The sequence below is a fragment of the Flavobacteriales bacterium TMED191 genome (genome assembly GCA_002171975.2).
GTDB lineage: Bacteria > Bacteroidota > Bacteroidia > Flavobacteriales > TMED113.
The window spans coordinates 1-19,251 of sequence record NHIO02000024.1; the positions used below are offsets into that span (position 1 = coordinate 1).

At 30.6% G+C, this 19,251-nt stretch carries 20 protein-coding genes and 1 tRNA gene; 12 read left to right on the top strand and 9 right to left on the bottom strand.

Going from position 1 to position 19,251, the window contains the following annotated elements; genetic code table 11:
* Positions 1-430: 430 nt before the first annotated feature.
* The 4 genes from CBD51_002145 to CBD51_002160 all read right to left on the bottom strand — a co-directional run bounded on the left by CBD51_002145 (position 431) and on the right by CBD51_002160 (position 3,663).
* Positions 431-643 carry a DUF2892 domain-containing protein gene (locus CBD51_002145; protein ID RPG59818.1) on the bottom strand — a complete coding sequence of 71 codons (213 nt, stop codon included), beginning with the start codon at positions 641-643 and terminating at the stop codon, positions 431-433.
* A gap of 57 nt (positions 644-700) precedes the next feature.
* Positions 701-1,909, bottom strand: a complete 1,209-nt coding sequence (locus tag CBD51_002150; GenBank protein ID RPG59819.1) for a cobalamin biosynthesis protein CobW — start codon at positions 1,907-1,909, stop codon at positions 701-703.
* 54 nt (positions 1,910-1,963) lie between these two features.
* Positions 1,964-2,857 carry a hypothetical protein gene (locus CBD51_002155; protein ID RPG59820.1) on the bottom strand — a complete coding sequence of 298 codons (894 nt, stop codon included), beginning with the start codon at positions 2,855-2,857 and terminating at the stop codon, positions 1,964-1,966.
* Between the two features lie 68 nt (positions 2,858-2,925).
* Positions 2,926-3,663 carry a rhodopsin gene (locus CBD51_002160; GenBank protein ID RPG59821.1) on the bottom strand — a complete coding sequence of 246 codons (738 nt, stop codon included), beginning with the start codon at positions 3,661-3,663 and terminating at the stop codon, positions 2,926-2,928.
* Between the two features lie 293 nt (positions 3,664-3,956).
* Between CBD51_002160 and CBD51_002165 the strand changes: the two genes are divergently transcribed.
* Positions 3,957-4,286 carry a diacylglyceryl transferase gene (locus CBD51_002165; GenBank protein RPG59891.1) on the top strand — a complete coding sequence of 110 codons (330 nt, stop codon included), beginning with the start codon at positions 3,957-3,959 and terminating at the stop codon, positions 4,284-4,286.
* A 108-nt stretch (positions 4,287-4,394) separates the two neighbouring features.
* On the opposite strand, the gene CBD51_002170 is transcribed toward CBD51_002165, so the two are convergent.
* Genes CBD51_002170 through CBD51_002180 form a run of 3 tightly spaced genes read right to left on the bottom strand, consistent with a single transcriptional unit; the run spans position 4,395 to position 6,573 of the window.
* Positions 4,395-4,955 carry an aminoacyl-tRNA hydrolase gene (locus CBD51_002170; protein RPG59822.1) on the bottom strand — a complete coding sequence of 187 codons (561 nt, stop codon included), beginning with the start codon at positions 4,953-4,955 and terminating at the stop codon, positions 4,395-4,397.
* Positions 4,956-4,977: 22 nt separating this feature from the next.
* Positions 4,978-5,619 (bottom strand): 50S ribosomal protein L25/general stress protein Ctc, encoded by a 642-nt coding sequence (locus CBD51_002175; GenBank protein ID RPG59823.1) that lies wholly within the window; start codon positions 5,617-5,619, stop codon positions 4,978-4,980.
* A gap of 12 nt (positions 5,620-5,631) precedes the next feature.
* Entirely contained in the window at positions 5,632-6,573 is a 942-nt protein-coding gene (locus CBD51_002180) for a ribose-phosphate pyrophosphokinase (GenBank protein ID RPG59824.1), read from the bottom strand.
* 99 nt (positions 6,574-6,672) lie between these two features.
* Between CBD51_002180 and CBD51_002185 the strand changes: the two genes are divergently transcribed.
* The 4 genes from CBD51_002185 to CBD51_002200 all read left to right on the top strand — a co-directional run bounded on the left by CBD51_002185 (position 6,673) and on the right by CBD51_002200 (position 9,346).
* Positions 6,673-6,759 (top strand) — tRNA-Leu (locus CBD51_002185).
* A gap of 8 nt (positions 6,760-6,767) precedes the next feature.
* A complete protein-coding gene (locus tag CBD51_002190) occupies positions 6,768-7,190 on the top strand; it encodes a dCMP deaminase family protein (GenBank protein ID RPG59825.1) in 423 nt (140 codons plus the stop codon).
* Positions 7,183-8,739 (top strand): S41 family peptidase, encoded by a 1,557-nt coding sequence (locus CBD51_002195; protein RPG59826.1) that lies wholly within the window; start codon positions 7,183-7,185, stop codon positions 8,737-8,739. The genes CBD51_002190 and CBD51_002195 overlap by 8 nt, the downstream gene beginning before the upstream one ends.
* A gap of 10 nt (positions 8,740-8,749) precedes the next feature.
* The gene (locus CBD51_002200) at positions 8,750-9,346 is read left to right on the top strand and encodes a superoxide dismutase (GenBank protein ID RPG59827.1); all 597 of its coding nucleotides are present in this window, start codon (positions 8,750-8,752) and stop codon (positions 9,344-9,346) included.
* Here the strand turns inward: CBD51_002200 and CBD51_002205 are convergent.
* Positions 9,324-10,826 (bottom strand): glycine--tRNA ligase, encoded by a 1,503-nt coding sequence (locus CBD51_002205; GenBank protein ID RPG59828.1) that lies wholly within the window; start codon positions 10,824-10,826, stop codon positions 9,324-9,326. The two genes, CBD51_002200 and CBD51_002205, sit on opposite strands and share 23 nt — an antisense overlap.
* A 429-nt stretch (positions 10,827-11,255) precedes the next feature.
* Here CBD51_002205 and CBD51_002210 point away from each other — a divergent pair, with 429 nt between their 5' ends.
* Together CBD51_002210 and CBD51_002215 are read left to right on the top strand one after the other, a co-directional pair.
* On the top strand, positions 11,256-12,530 hold the full coding sequence (locus tag CBD51_002210; GenBank protein ID RPG59829.1) for a ribonucleotide reductase: 1,275 nt from the start codon (positions 11,256-11,258) through the stop codon (positions 12,528-12,530).
* A 1-nt stretch (position 12,531) separates the two neighbouring features.
* Positions 12,532-14,313 (top strand): ribonucleoside-diphosphate reductase subunit alpha, encoded by a 1,782-nt coding sequence (locus tag CBD51_002215; GenBank protein ID RPG59830.1) that lies wholly within the window; start codon positions 12,532-12,534, stop codon positions 14,311-14,313.
* A 10-nt stretch (positions 14,314-14,323) separates the two neighbouring features.
* Here the strand turns inward: CBD51_002215 and CBD51_002220 are convergent, their stop codons facing one another.
* On the bottom strand, positions 14,324-15,505 hold the full coding sequence (locus tag CBD51_002220; protein ID RPG59831.1) for an acyl-CoA dehydrogenase: 1,182 nt from the start codon (positions 15,503-15,505) through the stop codon (positions 14,324-14,326).
* A gap of 74 nt (positions 15,506-15,579) precedes the next feature.
* Between CBD51_002220 and CBD51_002225 the strand changes: the two genes are divergently transcribed.
* The 5 genes from CBD51_002225 to CBD51_002245 are packed head-to-tail and all read left to right on the top strand — an operon-like array spanning position 15,580 to position 19,247.
* Positions 15,580-16,215 carry a DUF4271 domain-containing protein gene (locus CBD51_002225; GenBank protein ID RPG59832.1) on the top strand — a complete coding sequence of 212 codons (636 nt, stop codon included), beginning with the start codon at positions 15,580-15,582 and terminating at the stop codon, positions 16,213-16,215.
* Positions 16,216-16,252: 37 nt separating this feature from the next.
* Positions 16,253-16,990, top strand: coding sequence for a uroporphyrinogen-III synthase (locus tag CBD51_002230; protein ID RPG59892.1), 738 nt, complete (start codon positions 16,253-16,255; stop codon positions 16,988-16,990).
* On the top strand, positions 16,986-17,378 hold the full coding sequence (rnpA, locus tag CBD51_002235; GenBank protein ID RPG59833.1) for a ribonuclease P protein component: 393 nt from the start codon (positions 16,986-16,988) through the stop codon (positions 17,376-17,378). Before CBD51_002230 ends, rnpA begins: the two co-directional genes overlap by 5 nt.
* Positions 17,365-17,583 carry a membrane protein insertion efficiency factor YidD gene (yidD, locus tag CBD51_002240; GenBank protein RPG59834.1) on the top strand — a complete coding sequence of 73 codons (219 nt, stop codon included), beginning with the start codon at positions 17,365-17,367 and terminating at the stop codon, positions 17,581-17,583. Before rnpA ends, yidD begins: the two co-directional genes overlap by 14 nt.
* An 11-nt stretch (positions 17,584-17,594) precedes the next feature.
* Positions 17,595-19,247, top strand: coding sequence for a S41 family peptidase (locus tag CBD51_002245; protein ID RPG59835.1), 1,653 nt, complete (start codon positions 17,595-17,597; stop codon positions 19,245-19,247).
* Positions 19,248-19,251 lie beyond the last annotated feature (4 nt).

Here is a 19,251-nt window from a genome sequence, read left to right on the forward strand (position 1 = left end):
ATAATTAGGTTTCAGAACTTTATTTTTTCTAATACTTCTATATCCATCTTTGAATAGTAATTCACTAATTCGTTTGTATGAAAGGTGTTGATTGTCTTTGTAGTTTTTGATTAAAGAAAACAACTGTTGTTGTCTGAGTTTATAGTTATGTTTATTTATTAAACCTCCAACATTAACTGTTAATGTGAATGATAAAATTAGTTTGTCGAAATCAATTTGATTGGAACTATCAATAGACCAAACTTTATTAACTTCTAACTCCGGTACGGTTGAATGAAATTGACTTAATGTTTTGTAGATGAGGTTTGTCTTGTATATTTTGAATTATCAAAACCAAGAATTGGTAAAAAAATAAATGGTAAAATCAATGATATTATATATAGATACTTTATACTACAAAAAACTTCACGAACTTATAAGCACCAATAATTTACTTATTAAGTTTACATGTATTAACACCTAATACTCTATATATATAACACGTTCCGACTATTGAGTTAAATAATAGAATCACACCCAGTATTCCAAGAATCATAGAGTAGGTTGTACACTCAAGTACAAAAGGAGTTGGCAATAAAAATAGTGAAATAATAAATCGAACTATTCTTTCTGATTTGTTTTGATTTGTTAAAAATAATTTCATACTATAAAACTAATTATTTTTTTGAATTCCCGCTTTATAAACTGTTAAACAAACTGGTTAATTTTTTATCCTTACAATTGTTTGTGGCCATGGATCAACAAAATTGAAACCATCATTCCACATTTTTATCTCGTCTTCAGTCAAAAAGCAGGCTTTTAATTTCTCCGCAAATTTATCAATTATAGACTTATTACCAATAACTGTGAGATTACAATGCCTATCACCAAAAAGACTATTTTCATCAGATATTTTCTTTTTTAAAAAACTAATTTCTTCGTCTATAAGACCGTGATTATCATCTTCCAAAATAGCTTTACGCCAAGTACCAACAATTTCTAAATTAATATCCCCACCAGATTGATTCCATAATAAAGCGTATTTATTTCTGGAGGCAAGCCAAAAGAAGCCTTTACTACGATATATTTTGGTATCAAGATAATTATGACAGACATCCCATAGTCTTTTGGGGTGAAATGGCCGATCATCCCTAAGTACCATTGTACATATCTCAAAGGGTGAATTCGAATCTTGAACTAAAGGCTCTAGTTCCTTTATCAACTTCTCGACATTAAAATAATTATATTCTTCAACGGCAAGCAAAGATTCAATAGTTATTCGTCCATAAACTACTGGATTAACTGATGAAAATGGATTAATACTTTTAACATGATTAGTAATTTGGTTTACCCTACCTTGTTCAATTCTATCAGGCTTAGTCAATATCAAGTGACTACAAAAAAGAATTTGTTCAACTAATAAATTATGAGTGTCTCTTGTTTTAAGGGCTAGATTATTTTTGAAAATTGGGATAAGAGTTTCTCCATAATTATAATCATGTGCCATCATTAGGCAATCAACAAGAACTAGCAAAGCAGTAAGTTCCACATGTTCATGTTCCCTAAAATATTTAACAAGAGGCATAGGGTGGCAACTACCAGAAGTTTCTATTATAATACACTCTGGGTTCTGAGAATCAAGTAACTTTTGTATAGCTGAATCTAATTTTTGCAAGCCTATTGTACTACTTAAAACACAAGAATTAATAGAGTGCATTTTACTATTATCATCCTCAATGAGTGTAGTATTGCCTATTAACTGTCCATCAACATCTAGTTCACTCATATCATTTACAATTGCACAAACTTTTACGTTTTTTTCGCTTGCCTGACCTAGAAGATTTCTAAAAAGTGTAGTTTTACCAGAGCCTAAAAATCCGTTAAGAATAATAATAGGAATTCTATTTGATTTTCTTTTGACTATTTTCATTAACCTAAATTATAAATTATTTTACAATCTTACTATTATGGTAGTTATGAGAACTTAATTACTATAGAAAGCAGACATTACAACAACGTGAGGAATAGTTATGACTGAAATTATCATGAGTAATGCAATTGGGATACTAATTGTAATAATATTAAAACTTATTAGCATTAAAAAAAATAAAGAGAAAATTTGAGCAATTATAGTATGTGGCAGTAGAATTAAAATAAAGTCCTTTAAAGAAAATATGATTTTTTTTGATTTCAAAAATACAAACTCATGATTTAGTGACCTGAATGAATGAATAAAAATAAAATATAAAGTGAAAGATATTAAAATTGGGAAAAGGAAAAATGTTAATATAATTAAACCGAAATGAAAAACTTCAGATATAAAATCGTGAATTGTTATAATTCTATTTATTAATAAATAAATTATTAGCATTAAAGTCATAGCAATAGAAATGTAACATACAAGAGGTATTATATTAGAACTATATATAAACAAAAAAAGTGAATTATTATAATTAATTGACAGGCTTATTAATTCATCATTATTAAATAGTATTAAAGATGAAAGAAGCATACAGCCCCAACTAAAATACAACACAAATTTAAAATTTGATTTAATGTTGTAATCTGAAAAATGAGACTCCCCAAAATGATATGCTGAAAAAATCAAAAATAAACAAAATGATATTGTAGGAACAACAAACCACATTAAAATGTGCAGTATGACGGGTGTTAAATATAAAGTGTAAAATTTAAAGTTTGAAAATTTATATTTCTTTTGAAGCAAATAATTATCTATTGAACCGTGCGCTATTCCGACAGTAAAGATCAAACTAGCTGAAAAAATTAGCTGATAGTTATAATCAATATTTTCAATACCATTAAATAGGTTAAAAAAAAGATATATTGAAGATAAATAAAGGAAAGAGTATATGTTCATAATTAAAAAAAAGGGCGAGAAAAGTTTTTTTTTCTCACCCCCTTATTGAATAATAAATTAAAAATTTATTATGAATTTTCTTTTTTTGATTCAGTAATTGCTATGTTATAAACAACTAAACCAAAGCCAATCTTATTAATAGCATCTGCAATGTTATACCAAAGGTCAACATTTGTAGAACTCCAACCAAGGGCAGTGTTTAACCATCCACCATCCATACACATGTATCCAATTGGGTAGATAGCCCATCCAACTAGAACAAACCATGCTAGTGTTCTTACACCTTTCTTAACAGTTTCAGACTTGCTGTTTGCTGCTAGTTGAGCAATTTCACCAAGCCAAGCATGATATAGGATATATAAGTAACCTAATGTTGAAATAACACCCCACATAACAGAATGTCCAGTTGATCCATCACTCATAGCCTCTCCAATGTAACCCGCAACTAACATCCAAGTTGATGCGATGATTAACCTCCAAAGCAGACTTTTAGTTGCTCCAGCGATTTTCGTTAATAAGTAGAATTCAACACACATTAATGGTACAGTTAAAATCCAATCAACATATCTGAAGAATGTTGGTGATGTTTCAAAAGCAAGCCAGTAATCACGCATGTAGCCATAGTGTACAGCGGCAATACCTGTTATTAATGCAGATACAAGTAGAGACATTTTCCACTTTTTACTAACACTATTTCTTTCAAATAAGAAGAAAACTGTAGCAGCGGCCATTGCCATGTATCCTATAAAAAATGTGAAGCCAACGTAATCATTGGGCATCATTTCTTGAATTGTAAGTAACATAATATAATTTTTTAAGTTTTGACAAAAGTATAACCTTTTTTATTAAAAGCTATGCAAAAACGGCTTTTTTATTTTTTAATGGTCATTTTTTTGAGAACATCTTTGTATGATATACAATTATGAATTCTTAATTTCGCAATGTCTTATGAAAAAATAAATGAACTGTATGATCGTCAAGTTTAAAATTATTAATTCGAATGTATATTTTTAACTACTTTTGTCGATAATGCAAAGTTAAAACTTTAAGTATTCTATTTAGAAAAAAACATTAATATCCTGTTATGAAGAGTAGCATCATGAAGCAAATTAATACAACTCTTAATTTGGTAAAAAAATTAAAAAGTAAATGGAAAATTCAATCAAATACTCAATTTGTTATAATATTAATTGTTTTTGCAATCACAGGCTCTCTAGCATTATATATTTCAAAACCAATTCTTGATGTACTTAAAATTGATTCTTGTATAAATCACAAATCATTATACTTCATTACCCGATTAATCATTATATTTCCAATATATCAAATAGTACTTATTCTTGTTGCAGCACTATTGGGACAATTTAGTTTTTTTTGGCAATTTGAGAAAAAAATGATAAACCGCTTATTGAAAATTTTTAAAAAATAAACATGCGATAATTTATAAATAGACGAAGGGGCTCTAGAGCCCCCTCAATAGTATCAGAAACTATACCCCCGTATAATTCGATATGCAATAACATAACGCTAAAATTTACTAATTATTGTTTTTCATAGTAACTTCAATGCCCGAAAGGCAAAATTCAAGAATTATATTTGAAGACTTAATAATTAAATCATTTAAAGTCAAATTCTCACTATCAGACCAAGAATTTAAAACATAATTAGATTGATCACCTTTTTTAAACTCATTGCCTATACCAAATTTTAATCTAGAATAGTTCGAGTCTTGTAGATGTTCAATTATATTTTTATGGCCGTTATGTCCTCCATCAGAGCCTTTTCTTCTACATTTAATAGTGCCAAATGGTAAATGAATTTCGTCAGAGACAACAAAAAGATTATCAATACTAATTTTATTAGTTTGCAAATGGTATTTAATAGATTTGCCACTTAAATTCATATACGTTGAAGGCTTTAACAAATATACTTTTCTGCCCTTAAGGTTAAAAGAACAAATTAATCCAAATCTTACTATACTAAATTTCAAATCATGTTTGGCAGCTATATCGTTTATTACATTAAAGCCAATATTATGTCTAGTTCCTTGATACTTTTCACCAGGATTTCCTAAACCAACAATAAGAAACTTATTCATTTGAAACTATTAAGGTGTGCAATTATTCAGCATCTTTATTAGTAGAATTTTCATCTGAACCCTCTTCTTTAGAAGCTTCTTCAGAATCTTCTTCAACTTCCTCTTCTTCTTGAATAGCAGCTCTCGCAGTTTTTACGGCTACAATTACATCATTAGAGTTGTTTAAAAAATTTACATTTTCAAATTTCATATCTAACACTCTAATTGAATCCCCAATTTTAAGAGGTGAAATATCAACTTCAATAGCTTCGGGTAAATGTTCTGCAAAAGCTTCAACTAACATTCTTCGCATATTGTGTGCTAACCTCCCTCCATTTCTAACTCCAATGGCGTTACCTAAAATATTCACTGGGATATTGATACGTACTTTTTTGTCGTCCACAACTCTTAAAAAGTCTATATGTAAAACTTTATCAGTAACAGGGTGAAACTGAATGTCACCCATAACTGCGCACATTTTATCCTCACCAATTACTATATCAATTAAATATACATTTGGTGTATAGATAATCTTTCTTAAATCATTAACATGTGTATAAAAGTGTACAGGCTCCATTGCCCCACCATAAATAACACATGGCACATTATCTTCTTTTCTTAATTGTTTAGCGAAAGACTTTCCCAAGTTTACTCTCGCTATTCCGTTTATAGATACCGATTTCATAAAAAATATTTTTTAAATTAAAAACTTTGAACTTATTGATTTGTTATTATGGATATTATCAATAACATCCGCAAACAAATTTGATATAGTTAGTACTTTTATTTTTGAACTCTCTTCTTTTATGGGAAGAGTATCACTCACAATAAGTTCCTCTATCAATGAATGATTAATATTATCGTATGCATTACCTGATAAAACTGGATGGGTACATATTGCACGTACGCTATTTGCACCTGAATCCTTCATGATTTTTGCTGCCTTTGCTAAAGTCCCTCCTGTGTCAATCATGTCATCAACTAATATTATGTCTTTTTCTTTTACATCCCCTATAATTTTCATTTCTGCTACCTTATTTGCAACTAAGCGTTTTTTATAACAAATAACCATCTCTGCATTTAGAAATTTAGCATACGCATTTGCACGCTTTGTACCGCCTACATCAGGTGATGCAATTGTTAAATTTGGCAGATGAAGGGATTGAATATATTTCATAAATACTGTCGATGCAAATAAATGATCAACTGGCACTTCAAAAAACCCTTGAATTTGATCAGCGTGTAAATCTATAGTCATAATACGTGTTGCACCTGCTGAGCTTATTAAGTTAGCAGCTAACTTTGCGCCTATAGGAACTCTTGGTTTATCCTTTCTATCTTGTCTAGCCATTCCAAAATAAGGAACAACTGCAATTATTTCTTTTGCAGAGGCTCTTTTAGCAGCATCAATCATTAATAAAAGCTCTAGTAAGTTATCAAAAGGTGGTGGTGTAGACTGAATAATGAATACCTTTTGACCTCTTACTGTCTCCTCAAAAGAGGGTTGAAATTCGCCATCGCTGAAGTTATTAAAGACAATACTACCCAAGTTAACTCCAAAAGATTTTGCGATCTTTTTTGCTAATGATACAGAGTGTCTGCCAGAAAAAATTTTAACATTCGATTCCATGAAGATCATTTTCCTATTATTAGGGTCAGCAAATTTAAATAAATTAATTGTATTTAATCCGATTTATATAAACTAATTAGACTAGTTTTGTTTGTAATATAGCCTTTTGCCCAGATGGCGGAATTGGTAGACGCGCTGGATTCAAAATCCAGTTCTGGCAACAGAGTGTGGGTTCGATTCCCACTCTGGGTACAATTAATAATATGAATAAAAAACAACATAAATATGATTTGGCATACATGAGAATGGCTATAGAATGGTCAAAATTATCATATTGCCAACGCAAGCAAGTAGGTGCATTAATAGTAAAAGATAATATGATTATTTCTGATGGCTATAATGGGACACCATCTGGTTTTGAAAATTCTTGTGAAACCACAGAGGGTGAAACAAAATGGTATGTACTTCACGCTGAAGCAAATGCAATACTAAAATGTGCTAAGCATGGACAATCGTGCAAAGGAGCAGATCTATACTTAACCCTATCCCCCTGTAAAGAGTGCAGTAAATTAATTCATCAATCTGGCATCAAGCGTGTCATATATCATAAAGAATACAAAGATACCAGTGGTATTAAATTTTTAAAAAAAGCTGGTGTAGAAATAACTAAATTAATAAATGAATAATAAGAGTGACACTAAATATACTTTAATTGCTATTGTTGTTGGTCTAATAATTATTTTATTAAGTGATTGGAACAAGGAAGAGTATCATTATAATAGCAAGATTGATCAAATCTTACATGAGGTTCATAAAAACTATGTTGACTCAATTGATATATCCTCATTGATTGAAAGTTCTATTGAGCAAACCTTAAAAAATCTAGACCCCCACTCTATTTACATGACGCAAGATCAAGTATTATCATCAATGGAGATGATGCAAGGCAGCTTTGAGGGCATTGGAGTTGAATTTTCAATTAAAAATGACACAATCGTAGTAATTAATGTTATTCCTGAGGGGCCCTCGGAAAAAGTTGGAATAAAAGCAGGGGATAGAATTATTTCGATTGAAAATAAAAATGTTGCAGGAATTGGTATTCAAAATCAAGATGTTATTGAAAAACTTAGAGGATCAAAAGGTTCATATGTAAAGGTTGGTGTTTATAGAAAAATAATCCAAGAATATAATACATTTAATATTAGAAGAGGGAAAATCCCCATACATAGTCTAGACGTAGCATATGAAATAGCTCCTAAAACCGGATATATAAAATTAAATAGATTTGCTGAGACTACACATCAAGAGTTTAAAACAAAATTAAAACAACTAATAAATCTACATAATATTGACCATTTAATCCTAGACCTAAGAGCTAACAGTGGTGGATATTTAGATCAGGCAATCAAAATACTAAATGAATTTTTTAGTAATGGAGAATTGCTCGTATATACTGAGGGACATGCTAGAGAAATAGAAAAATATCGTGCTAACTTTTTGGGATTATATAAGACGGGAGAATTGACAATATTAATTGATGAAGGTTCTGCTTCTGCAAGTGAAATTATTGCTGGAGCAATTCAAGATCATGAGAGAGGGATAATAATCGGACAAAAAAGCTTTGGGAAAGGATTGGTTCAAGAACAAATTCCGCTGCCTGATGGATCTCTAATTAGATTAACTGTAGCTAGATATTATACCCCACTAGGAAGATGTATACAAAAGCCTTACTCTTATGATGAAGATATTTACGGAGGAGCAAATTCACAACAAAATCCTGATATTGATACATTACAACAATTTTTTACCAAAAGTGGCAAAACTGTATATGGAGGTGGAGGTATAACTCCTGATGAAATCATCAGCCTAAGCAATGAAATACTACCCGCTAGTTTATTATATCTATATAATAGCAGTTTTTTCAATGATTTAGCATTCCAATATGTAGATTCAAAAAGGAATGAATTGAAAGAAATTAATTTTAAAGACTTTAATTTATCAAAACAAGAAATGGAAATCGAGTTTGAAAAAATCAAGAAGTGGATGTTAAAAGAATTAACTGAAGTATATTTAACAGATGAATTAAATGAAGATTTACAAAAAGGAAAAAATAAAATACTTGATAGGTTTAATGCGTTAATAATTCGACAATATTGGGGTTGGGAAGAAATGCAAATGTTTTTAAATGAAAGTGATGAAATTATAGTAAGATCATTATCTTTGCTAAAAACATAAAAAAAACTATATGGCTTTTCAACTACCTAAATTAAATTATAATTATAACGACCTAGAGCCTCATTTCGATGCACGTACTATGGAAATTCACCATTCAAAACATCACGCAGGCTACACAAATAATTTAAATAAAGCAATTGTCGAAACTGAATTTGCAGACAAAACTATTGAGGAAATTTTAACAACCCCCAACTTGCCTACAAACATCCGTAATAATGGAGGGGGATATTATAACCACTGCTTATTTTGGGAAATTTTAAGTCCAAGCCCTATAAAAGCATCTGCAGAATTCACCAACATTATAAATGAAAAATTTGGCAGTTTTGATGAAATGAAAGAAGAATTTGAAAAAGCTGCAGCAACTCGTTTCGGATCTGGGTGGGCCTGGCTATGCTCTAATAAAGGAGAGCTTAATATTTGCTCAACACCTAATCAAGACAACCCAATAATGTCTAATGGATGTAAGGGGATCCCTATACTGGGAATTGATGTATGGGAACATGCATATTATCTAAATTATCAAAATAGAAGACCTGACTATATTAAAGCATTCTGGAATATTGTTAACTGGCATGCAGTAGAAACTAAATATCAAGCTTCGATTTGATTATTTTAGACAAATTGTCAATTGGTATTCTTTGCTGAGACATGGTGTCCCTTTCTCTTAATGTTACATTATTATCGGAAAGTGACTCATGATCAATTGTAACACAAAATGGAGTGCCAATGGCATCCTGTCTTCGATATCTTTTACCTATTGAATCCTTTTCTTCATATTGACAAGAAAACTGGGATTTCAACTCATCAAATATTTGTCGAGCTTTATTTTTTAAGCTGTCCTTTTTAACCAATGGCAATACCGCTAAACTTACTGGAGATAAATAGGGTGGTAACTTCAACAAAACTCTCTTATCTGAACGGACGCTTTCCTCTACATAAGAACCACAAATAATTGACAAAAACAACCTGTCTAAACCTACTGAAGTTTCAACAACGAAAGGAATATAACTTTCATTTATCTCAGAGTCAAAATACGCTAATTTCTTTTTACTAAATTTTTGATGCTGAGAAAGATCATAATCTGTTCTTGAGTGAATTCCTTCAAGCTCTTTAAAACCAATTGGAAATTCGAATTGAATATCACATGCCGCATTTGCATAATGAGCTAAACTTTCATGATTATGAAATCTATAATTACTGAAATTTAAATTTAAATTTTTATGCCATTCCAATCTTTTTTCCCTCCAGTAATCATACCACTTGATTTCCTCCCCTGGCCTAACAAAAAATTGCATTTCCATTTGTTCAAACTCTCTCATTCGGAAAATAAATTGTCGTGCAACAATCTCATTCCTAAAAGCTTTCCCTATTTGAGCAATACCAAATGGAGTTTTTTTTCTAGAAACCTTTTGTACATTTAAAAAATTGACAAAAATCCCCTGAGCAGTTTCTGGTCTTAAATATAATTTACTTGAATCTTCACTGACTGCACCCATCTTAGTGCTGAACATTAGATTAAACTGTCGCACATTAGTCCAATTTGATGTACCGGACACTGCACATTTAATCTCTAAATCACTAATAATACTGTTTAACTCGTTCAGGTCATTTTTTTCTAGGGCAGAAGACAATCTATTGGTAATCGTTTGTTTTATTTTTGTATACTTAAGAACTCTTGGATTTGTATTTATAAATGTTTTTTTGTCGAATTTTTCTCCAAATCTTTTTTGCGCCTTGTTGATTTCTTTGTCAATTTTTTGTTGGTACTTTTCGAGCTTATCCTCAATTAAGATGTCGGCTCTGTATCTTTTTTTTGAATCCTTATTGTCAACCAAAGGGTCATTAAAAGCATCTGTATGTCCTGATGCCTTCCATATATCTGGATGCATAAAAATTGATGTGTCGAGGCCAACTATATTTTCATTTTCTTGGACCATTGACCTCCACCAATGAGACTTAATTTTGTTTTTCAATTCTACCCCAAACGGACCATAATCATAGACTGCTGATAATCCATCGTAGATTTCACTTGAGGGAAATACAAATCCGTACTCCTTACAATGACTAATAATTTTCTTCAAATCCATTTTGATAGAATTTTATAATAATTTTAAAATACTTAAAGTAACCAATATTATTAAAAAGATTTGATATTAACATTAAAATTTTATGTACAAATCTATTATAAAAAGTTAATAACAATCATTGTTAAAAACTAAATTCATGAATTTCTAATTCTTTGTTGTTTAATTTAATTAAAAGTTAGTTATTTGCCCTAATGGTGCGTACATATTGCATGTGCAACCTATACCCCTACAAACTTCGTTTAAAAACACTTATTTGATATGCTAGTTTGATCAGCATTAAGGTGATTTTTTGACTTTTTTTTAAACTTTTTTTTGTAGAAAAATAAATAAAAATTATTAACAACTCACTTTTGAAAACACATCAACAGTCACCTAAAAAGTAGGCTTGTTAAATTGTAAATTTGGCTTAACTGCCTAAGATATATTACTATGAGAATTGAAAATATTTTTAAAAGAGACTTTACAAAAAAAACCTTTAAATTAGAAAAAATCACTGATGCAGTACTAAAAGCCATGATGTCTGTCAATAAAGGTGATGTTAAAGCATCTGAAAAGATATCATTGGAGATTTACAACACATTAATTCAGCGAAAAAAGAGCAGTCCCAACTATGTGCCTAATGTTGAAGAAGTTCAAGATTTAGTCGAGAAAAAACTAATGCAAAGCGAATTTTTGGATGTTGCTAAAGCATATATATTGTATAGAAGCCAACAGGCACAGAAAAGAAAAAGAAACATCTTTGAAAAGCGAATTACGCTAAAACCATACGAATACCCGGAGCTCTACGAATATGTTCCAGCAATTCGACACTCTTATTGGATCCACTCAGAATTCAACTTTACAAGTGATATACAAGATTTTAAAACTAGACTATCCGAAACCGAACGCCATGCGATTAAAAACACAATGCTTGCGATATCGCAAATAGAAGTTGCTGTCAAAAGCTTCTGGGGTGATATTTATCATAAAATTCCAAAGCCCGAAGTTGGATCAGTTGGCGCAACTTTTGCAGAAAGTGAGGTGAGACATGCTGATGCTTATTCTCATTTATTAGAAATTTTGGGCCTAAACAAAGAATTTCAATCACTGAAAAAGAAGCCAGCAATAATGAAAAGAGTGAAGTATCTAGAAACCTCACTAATAAACGCACAAAGTGAAGACAAGCAAGAATATGCAGAATCCGTTTTGCTTTTTTCATTATTTATTGAACACGTTTCTCTATTTTCTCAATTTTTAATAATTATGGCCTTCAATAAACACAAAAACATGCTAAAAGGTATCTCAAATGTTGTTGAAGCTACATCTAAAGAAGAACAAATACATGGAGACTTTGGAATTGATTTAATTAAAATTATTAAAAAAGAAAACCCTAATTGGTTTGGGAATGAATACAATACAAAAATTCAAAATTTATGTCAAAAAGCATTTGAAGCAGAACAATCTATTATTGACTGGATCTTTGAAAAAGGCGAACTTGATTTTCTTCCAAAAAATCAAGTCACAGAATTTATTAAAGATCGTTTTAATAGATCGCTAGAAAGTATTGGAGTTGAAAAAATATTTCAAACTAATAATGAATTAGTTAACCAAACAGAGTGGTTCAATGATGAAATTATAGGCACAAAACACGGAGACTTTTTTGTAAAACGATCAATAAATTATAGTAAACGAACACAAAGTATAACTGGAGACGATATCTTTTAATATGAAACAAGCACCGATAAAAAAAACGACTCAAAATAAAAATATAGCAACTGAACAAGATGCTCTATTAAAGGCTAGAAAAACACAATTAACCAATGAAAATAATAAAGGCTTTGAATGGCTGACTAAAAATAGTCGAGACTTCCTAGCAGCAGGTTATATTTCTGGAAACCATACTGCTGAAGAGCGAATCAGAGAGATTGCTGATAGAGCGGAAGAAATTTTAAAAATAAAGGGTTTTAGTGACAAATTCTACCACTATATGTCAGAAGGGTTTTACTCATTAGCATCTCCAGTTTGGTCAAATTTTGGTAAAGAAAGAGGACTTCCAGTTAGTTGTTTTGGGTCTAACGTTGCTGATGATATGGGTAATATATTATACACTCAGTCTGAGGTTGGCATGATGTCAAAGCTTGGAGGAGGGACCTCTGGTTACTTTGGCCATATTCGGCACCGGGGAGCCTCTGTAAAGAATAATGGAGAAGCCTCGGGTTCAGTACATATTATGCAATTGTTTGAAACAATGGTCGACGTTGTGAGTCAAGGCTCTGTAAGAAGAGGTAGATTCTCTCCATACCTTCCAATTGAACACAGTGATATTTCTGAATTTCTTGATATTGGAACTGAGGGGAATCCCATCCAAGAATTAACGCATGGAGTAACCGTTAGCGACAAATGGATGCAAGAAATGATAGATGGTGATTTAGATAAACGAAACATCTGGGCCAAAGTGCTTCAAAGAAGAGGCGAAATTGGATATCCATATATATTCTTTAACGGCAATGCCAACAAGGGCACACCTGAAGTTTATAAAGATAAAGGTCATAAGATTAACGCGAGTAATTTATGTACAGAGATTATGCTACCCTCAAACGACCAATGGTCTTTTGTTTGTGTTCTTTCTTCGCTAAATGTTTTACACTTTGACAAATGGAAAAACACTGATGCCGTAGAAACAATGGTCTACTTTCTTGATGCGGTTATTACAGAGTTTTTAGAAAAACTAGAATACTTTAAAAGTTCTTCTAATAGAGATGATCAACAAACATTCCTATTTATGGAAAGAGCGTATAATTTTGCAAAGGAGAATCGTGCCCTGGGACTTGGGGTTTTAGGTTGGCATTCTTTACTTCAGTCAAAAATGCTACCATTTAATAGTCAAGATGCTTTTGATTTAAATAATAAAATTTTTAAATGCATCAAAACAAATTCATATAAAGCGTCAAAAGAACTAGCAGAAAAGTTTGGTGAACCAAAAGTATTAAAAGGATACGGCAGAAGAAACACAACCTTGAACGCTATTGCTCCTACAACATCATCCGCATTTATTCTAGGACAAGTTTCGCAAGGAATTGAGCCAATATGGTCAAATATTTATGTAAAGGATATTGCAAAAACTAAAACAACCATAAAAAATTCCTACTTAGAAAAATTATTAGAAGAAAAGTCTAAAAATACTACCGAAGTATGGAAGAGCATAAGAGACCGTGATGGCTCCGTTCAACATTTAGAATTTTTATCTGATAAAGAAAAAGATATCTTCAAAACATACTCTGAAATTAATCAAATGGATATTATTTATCAAGCTGCAAATAGACAAAATTATATTGATCAAGGGCAATCAGTCAATTTAATGATACACCCTGATATGTCTGCAAAAGAAATTAATAAATTATATATCACTGCCTGGGAGCTCGGCTTAAAATCATTATACTATCAGCACAGCATGAATGCTGCACAAAAATTTAAGCAAAATAAAGAATGTGTGAGTTGTGAAGCCTAGCCCAAACTAATTATTTAAACGCACTAATACCTGTTATGTCATGGCCTGTAATAAGTAAGTGAATGTCATGTGTACCCTCATATGTAATCACCGACTCTAAATTCATCATATGTCTCATTATTGGATATTCACCCGTAATACCCATCCCACCTAAAATTTGCCTTGCCTCGCGAGCAATTTTAATAGCCATTTCGACATTGTTTCTTTTTGCCATAGAAATTTGGGCAGTCGTAGCCTTTCCTTCATTCTTTAAAGTACCTAATCTCCATGCTAACAACTGCGCTTTTGTTATTTCTGTAATCATTTCTGCTAATTTCTTCTGCTGTAATTGGAAAGAACCAATTGGTTTGCCAAATTGATTTCTCTGCAAAGAATAATTTAAAGCAGTATTATAACAATCCATCGCAGCTCCAATCGCGCCCCAAGCAATTCCATAGCGCGCACTATCTAGGCATCCCAAAGGAGCACCTAATCCATCCTTCCTGGTTAATAAATTATTTTTAGACACTCGGACGTTGTCAAAAATTAATTCGCCAGTGACAGACCCTCTAAGAGACCATTTATTGTGTGTTTCTGGTGTTGATACACCTTCTAAATCAGTCTCAACAATTAGGCCTTGAATTCTGTTATTATCATTTTTTGCCCAAACAACTGCAATGTCAGAGAATGGAGAGTTTGAAATCCAAAGCTTAGATCCATTAAGTAAGAAAAAGTCGCCTTTGTCCTCGAAAGAGGTTTCCATACCAGCAGGGTTAGAGCCGTGATTTGGTTCAGTTAAGCCAAAACAACCCATCAATTCCCCCGTTGCTAATTTTTTTAAATATTTAGTCTTTTGTTCTTCTGTACCATATGCAAAAATAGGATACATTACTAAAGATGATTGAACAGATGCTGTTGAACGAATACCAGAGTCTCCACGTTCTAATTCCTGCATAATTAATCCATAAGAAATTTGATCTAACTCTGCACCGCCAAATTGAGAAGGGATAAAGGGGCCAAAACAGCCCAACTCTCCAAGTTTAGGAAGTAAGTGCTTTGGAAATTCACACGTTTGACAAACTTTTTCAATAATTGGAGACACTTCTTTTTTAACAAAGTCTCTTATAGTTTTTCTTATTAATTTATGTTCTTCTGATAGGAGATTATCCAAAATATAATAATCGGGTGATTGAAAATTGTCTGACTTAGCCATATAATATAATATTGATTTTAAAAACAAAAATAATAATTTAGCTTTATAGAATTATTGTAAAACATTAAATATTTATGAGTTTTTATTTAAGTGATTTATATACATTATTATTATTACTGTTTTTTGTTTTTATAAGTATGGTTACATGGATTGATAACAAACGCTTACTACTACTAATCCAATCTCCGTTTAATCAAAAATACTACTTGAAATACCCAAGGTTTGAGTCAAACAATTTAAACTTTTTAACTGGCATAAATATTCTAATAATTCAATCCGTTTTAATTTCCTTTTATGTTTTTCAAATTTCGGAAACAATGTCCATCTTTTTATTCTCTAAAATTATAAGCTTAATAGCCATATGGTGGGTTGTTAGATTTTTAATTCTTTGGGGGATTAGTAAAATATTTGATCTCGAGCATGAGGCTAATAAATACTTTCATGGATATTTCAACAATCTTTTTTTGCTTAGTGTAGTTTTTTTTCCCATTATTATTATAACATCATATAGTTTTAACGGACATTTATTTAACATCTCCTCTATTTATTGTTATTGTTTATTTGCTTTATGTTATTTAATTATGAAAATTATTCAACTAAAAAGACTAAATCTTTTTAAGGTTCGACTAATTTTTTATAATATTTTGTACCTTTACATTCTTGAAATCTTGCCGTATTTAATTTTATTTAAATTATTGCAAGTAATTTGATAAAATAATATACATCCATTACGTTTTGAAAAAACAAATACGATTATTAATAGCACAACCAAACCCGGCAAATTTGAACTCCCCCTTTCATGATTTAGCCAAAAAACGCAACTTAAAAATTACATTTAATCCTTTTGTGGCTGTTGAAGGCGAAACTGTTAAAAATATTAGGCTAAAAAAAATTCATATACAAAAATACGGTGCATTAATTTTGACTAGTAGAAATGCTGTTAATCATTATTTTAGACTATGTGATGAAATGAGAATAATAGTTCCAAATTCTCTTAAATACTTTTGTATTTCGGAAGCAGTGGCTTACTATCTCCAAAAATACATTGCATATAGAAAAAGAAAAATATATTCTGCAAACAATAATTTCTCCGAGCTTGTAGAAATGATGGAGAAACATGAGGATGAAAACTTCTTATTTGTTGCATCAGACATAATAAAAGATTCATATATTAATCAATTAAATAGTAAAAATATCAACTTCACACATGGTCCTTTTTTTAGAATTGTAGCTACGAATTTGTCTAAATTAAAAATAGCATCTTTTAATTTATTAGTTTTTTACACACCACGTGATATTGATTCTCTTTTTGAAAATTTTCCAGATTTTAATCAAAATAAAATAAAACTTGCTGTATTCGGAGAGTCAACTCTTCAAAAAGCCAAAGAAAAAGGACTTAAAGTTGATGTGACTGCACCTAGCAAGGAATTCCCATCCATGAGTATGGCATTAGACCATTATTTAGATAGTACAAAATTGAATTAATTGTATAAACACACTTATAAATTTGAAAAAAAAAATTTGCCTGTCTAAAAAGGAAATAGATACATTGTACAAAACTGGAAAAAAAGTTAATTTTTCATCACTTTATCTATTATGGGATTTTAACAAAAACCTAAATGATGTGCCACTTCGTCTAGTTATTTCTGTTCCTAAAAAAAAAATCAAAAAAGCTGTTGATAGAAATTACATAAAACGATGCATAAAAGAAATTTACTTACTAAATAAGCAAAATTTAACAACTAAAACTATCAGGCCAATTAATATAATTATAATATATAATAAAACTCATATAATAGAGTTTAATCAATTACAAGAAGAATTATTAACTTTATTCAAAAAAATAATCACAGAATTAAATGAAAATTATTAATTATCTTTTTATTTATTTAATTAAAGTATATAAATTACTGATTTCACCAATGGTTGGTCAAAACTGTAGATATTATCCAAGTTGCTCATCGTATTGCTTAAAGTGTTTTCAAAAACATACTACATTTTATGCTCTTTTTTTATCTGTTAAACGAATTATTAAATGTAACCCTTGGGGAGGATCAGGTCATGACCCTGTACCATAAAATTTAGAGCTATGAAAACTATTAAGTATTATATGTTGAGTATTATAACCTTCCTATTAATGACAGGCTTCGTTTCAAGTTATTTTGAAATAACTAAAAACCTAGAAATTTTCAATAACATATATCGTGAAATAAACACGTATTATGTTGATCCTGTAGACCCAGGTGAATTAATGCATAGTACAATTGACACCATGTTAAAGAGACTTGACCCATACACCAAATATATTCCGGAATCAGAAATTGAAGACTTTAGATTTCAAACAACTGGTGATTATGGGGGAATAGGTGCTACAATTAGAAAAATTGATGAAACCGTTGTGATTTATGAACCCTATAAAGACTTTCCTGCAGACAAAGCAGGGCTAAAAATGGGTGATGGTATAATTAAAATAAATGATACGAAAATTATTAACGCAAATACAGAGGACGTCAGTGAATTACTAAAAGGCAGTCCAGGAACAATAGTAAATGTTGAAGTTAATAGAGGTGACAAATTGATGACATTTGAAATTACAAGAGAAAAAATTCATGTTCCAAGTGTAAAATACTCTAGTGTCTTAGATGGGGATATTGGATATGTGAAATTAAGACGATTTACAAAAAATTGCACTCAAGAAGTAGAAAACTCTCTAAAAGATCTAGAAATACAAACACCATTAGAGGGTGTGATTCTCGACCTTAGAGCAAATCCAGGAGGGCTATTGAATGAATCCATTAATTTAGCAAACTTATTTATCCCAAAAAATGAAGTTGTGGTCACAACCAATGGAAAAAATATTGAGTGGAAAAAAAAATATATTACCAAAAAAGAGCCTAAATACCCTGAAATACCAATAATTATATTAGTTAATGGTGCTTCCGCTTCAGCATCTGAAATTGTAGCTGGAGCAATACAAGATTTAGACCGAGGCATAATTATAGGGAACAAAACTTTTGGGAAAGGACTTGTACAACAAAGTCGAAAATTAAATTATAATGCCAGATTAAAAGTAACTGTCGCAAAATATTACACCCCCTCTGGAAGATGTATTCAAGATTTAAATCAAACCCAAGAATATAATGATTATCTAGATGAACAAAAAGATTCTCTTACAAAAACAAGAGACACATTCTACACAAGAAACAAAAGGTTAGTATATGACGGAGGGGGTATTGACCCTGATATAAAAATTGAGCCAATAAAATACCCTAATATATTAATTTCGTTAGTAAGAAATAATCATGTTTTTAAATATGGAAACGAAATTATTCATGACTTCGAACAATGTCGCAGTATTGATGACTGTATTAATGTTGGAATCAACTATGAAAACTTTACAGATTATTTAAAAAGAAATGATTTTGTATTCTACGACTATAGGGATGATTTAATTGAAATCATTGAAAAATCTACACAAGAACTAGAAAACGATAGCTTAAAATTAGATAAAATGTATAGTGAAATTGAGTCACTAAATACAGAAATACAATTAGATAAAAAACAAGATTTAATTCGTCATAAGAAACTAATTGAAGAACGTATTATAGGGAATATTCTTACTAGAAAATTTTATGATGTCGGAAGAATTCAAAATGAGCTAAACTATGACCCTTATATTATTGAAGCAATTAGGGTTTTAAATAATAAAGAAGAATACTTAAAAATACTGTCACCAGAATAACAAA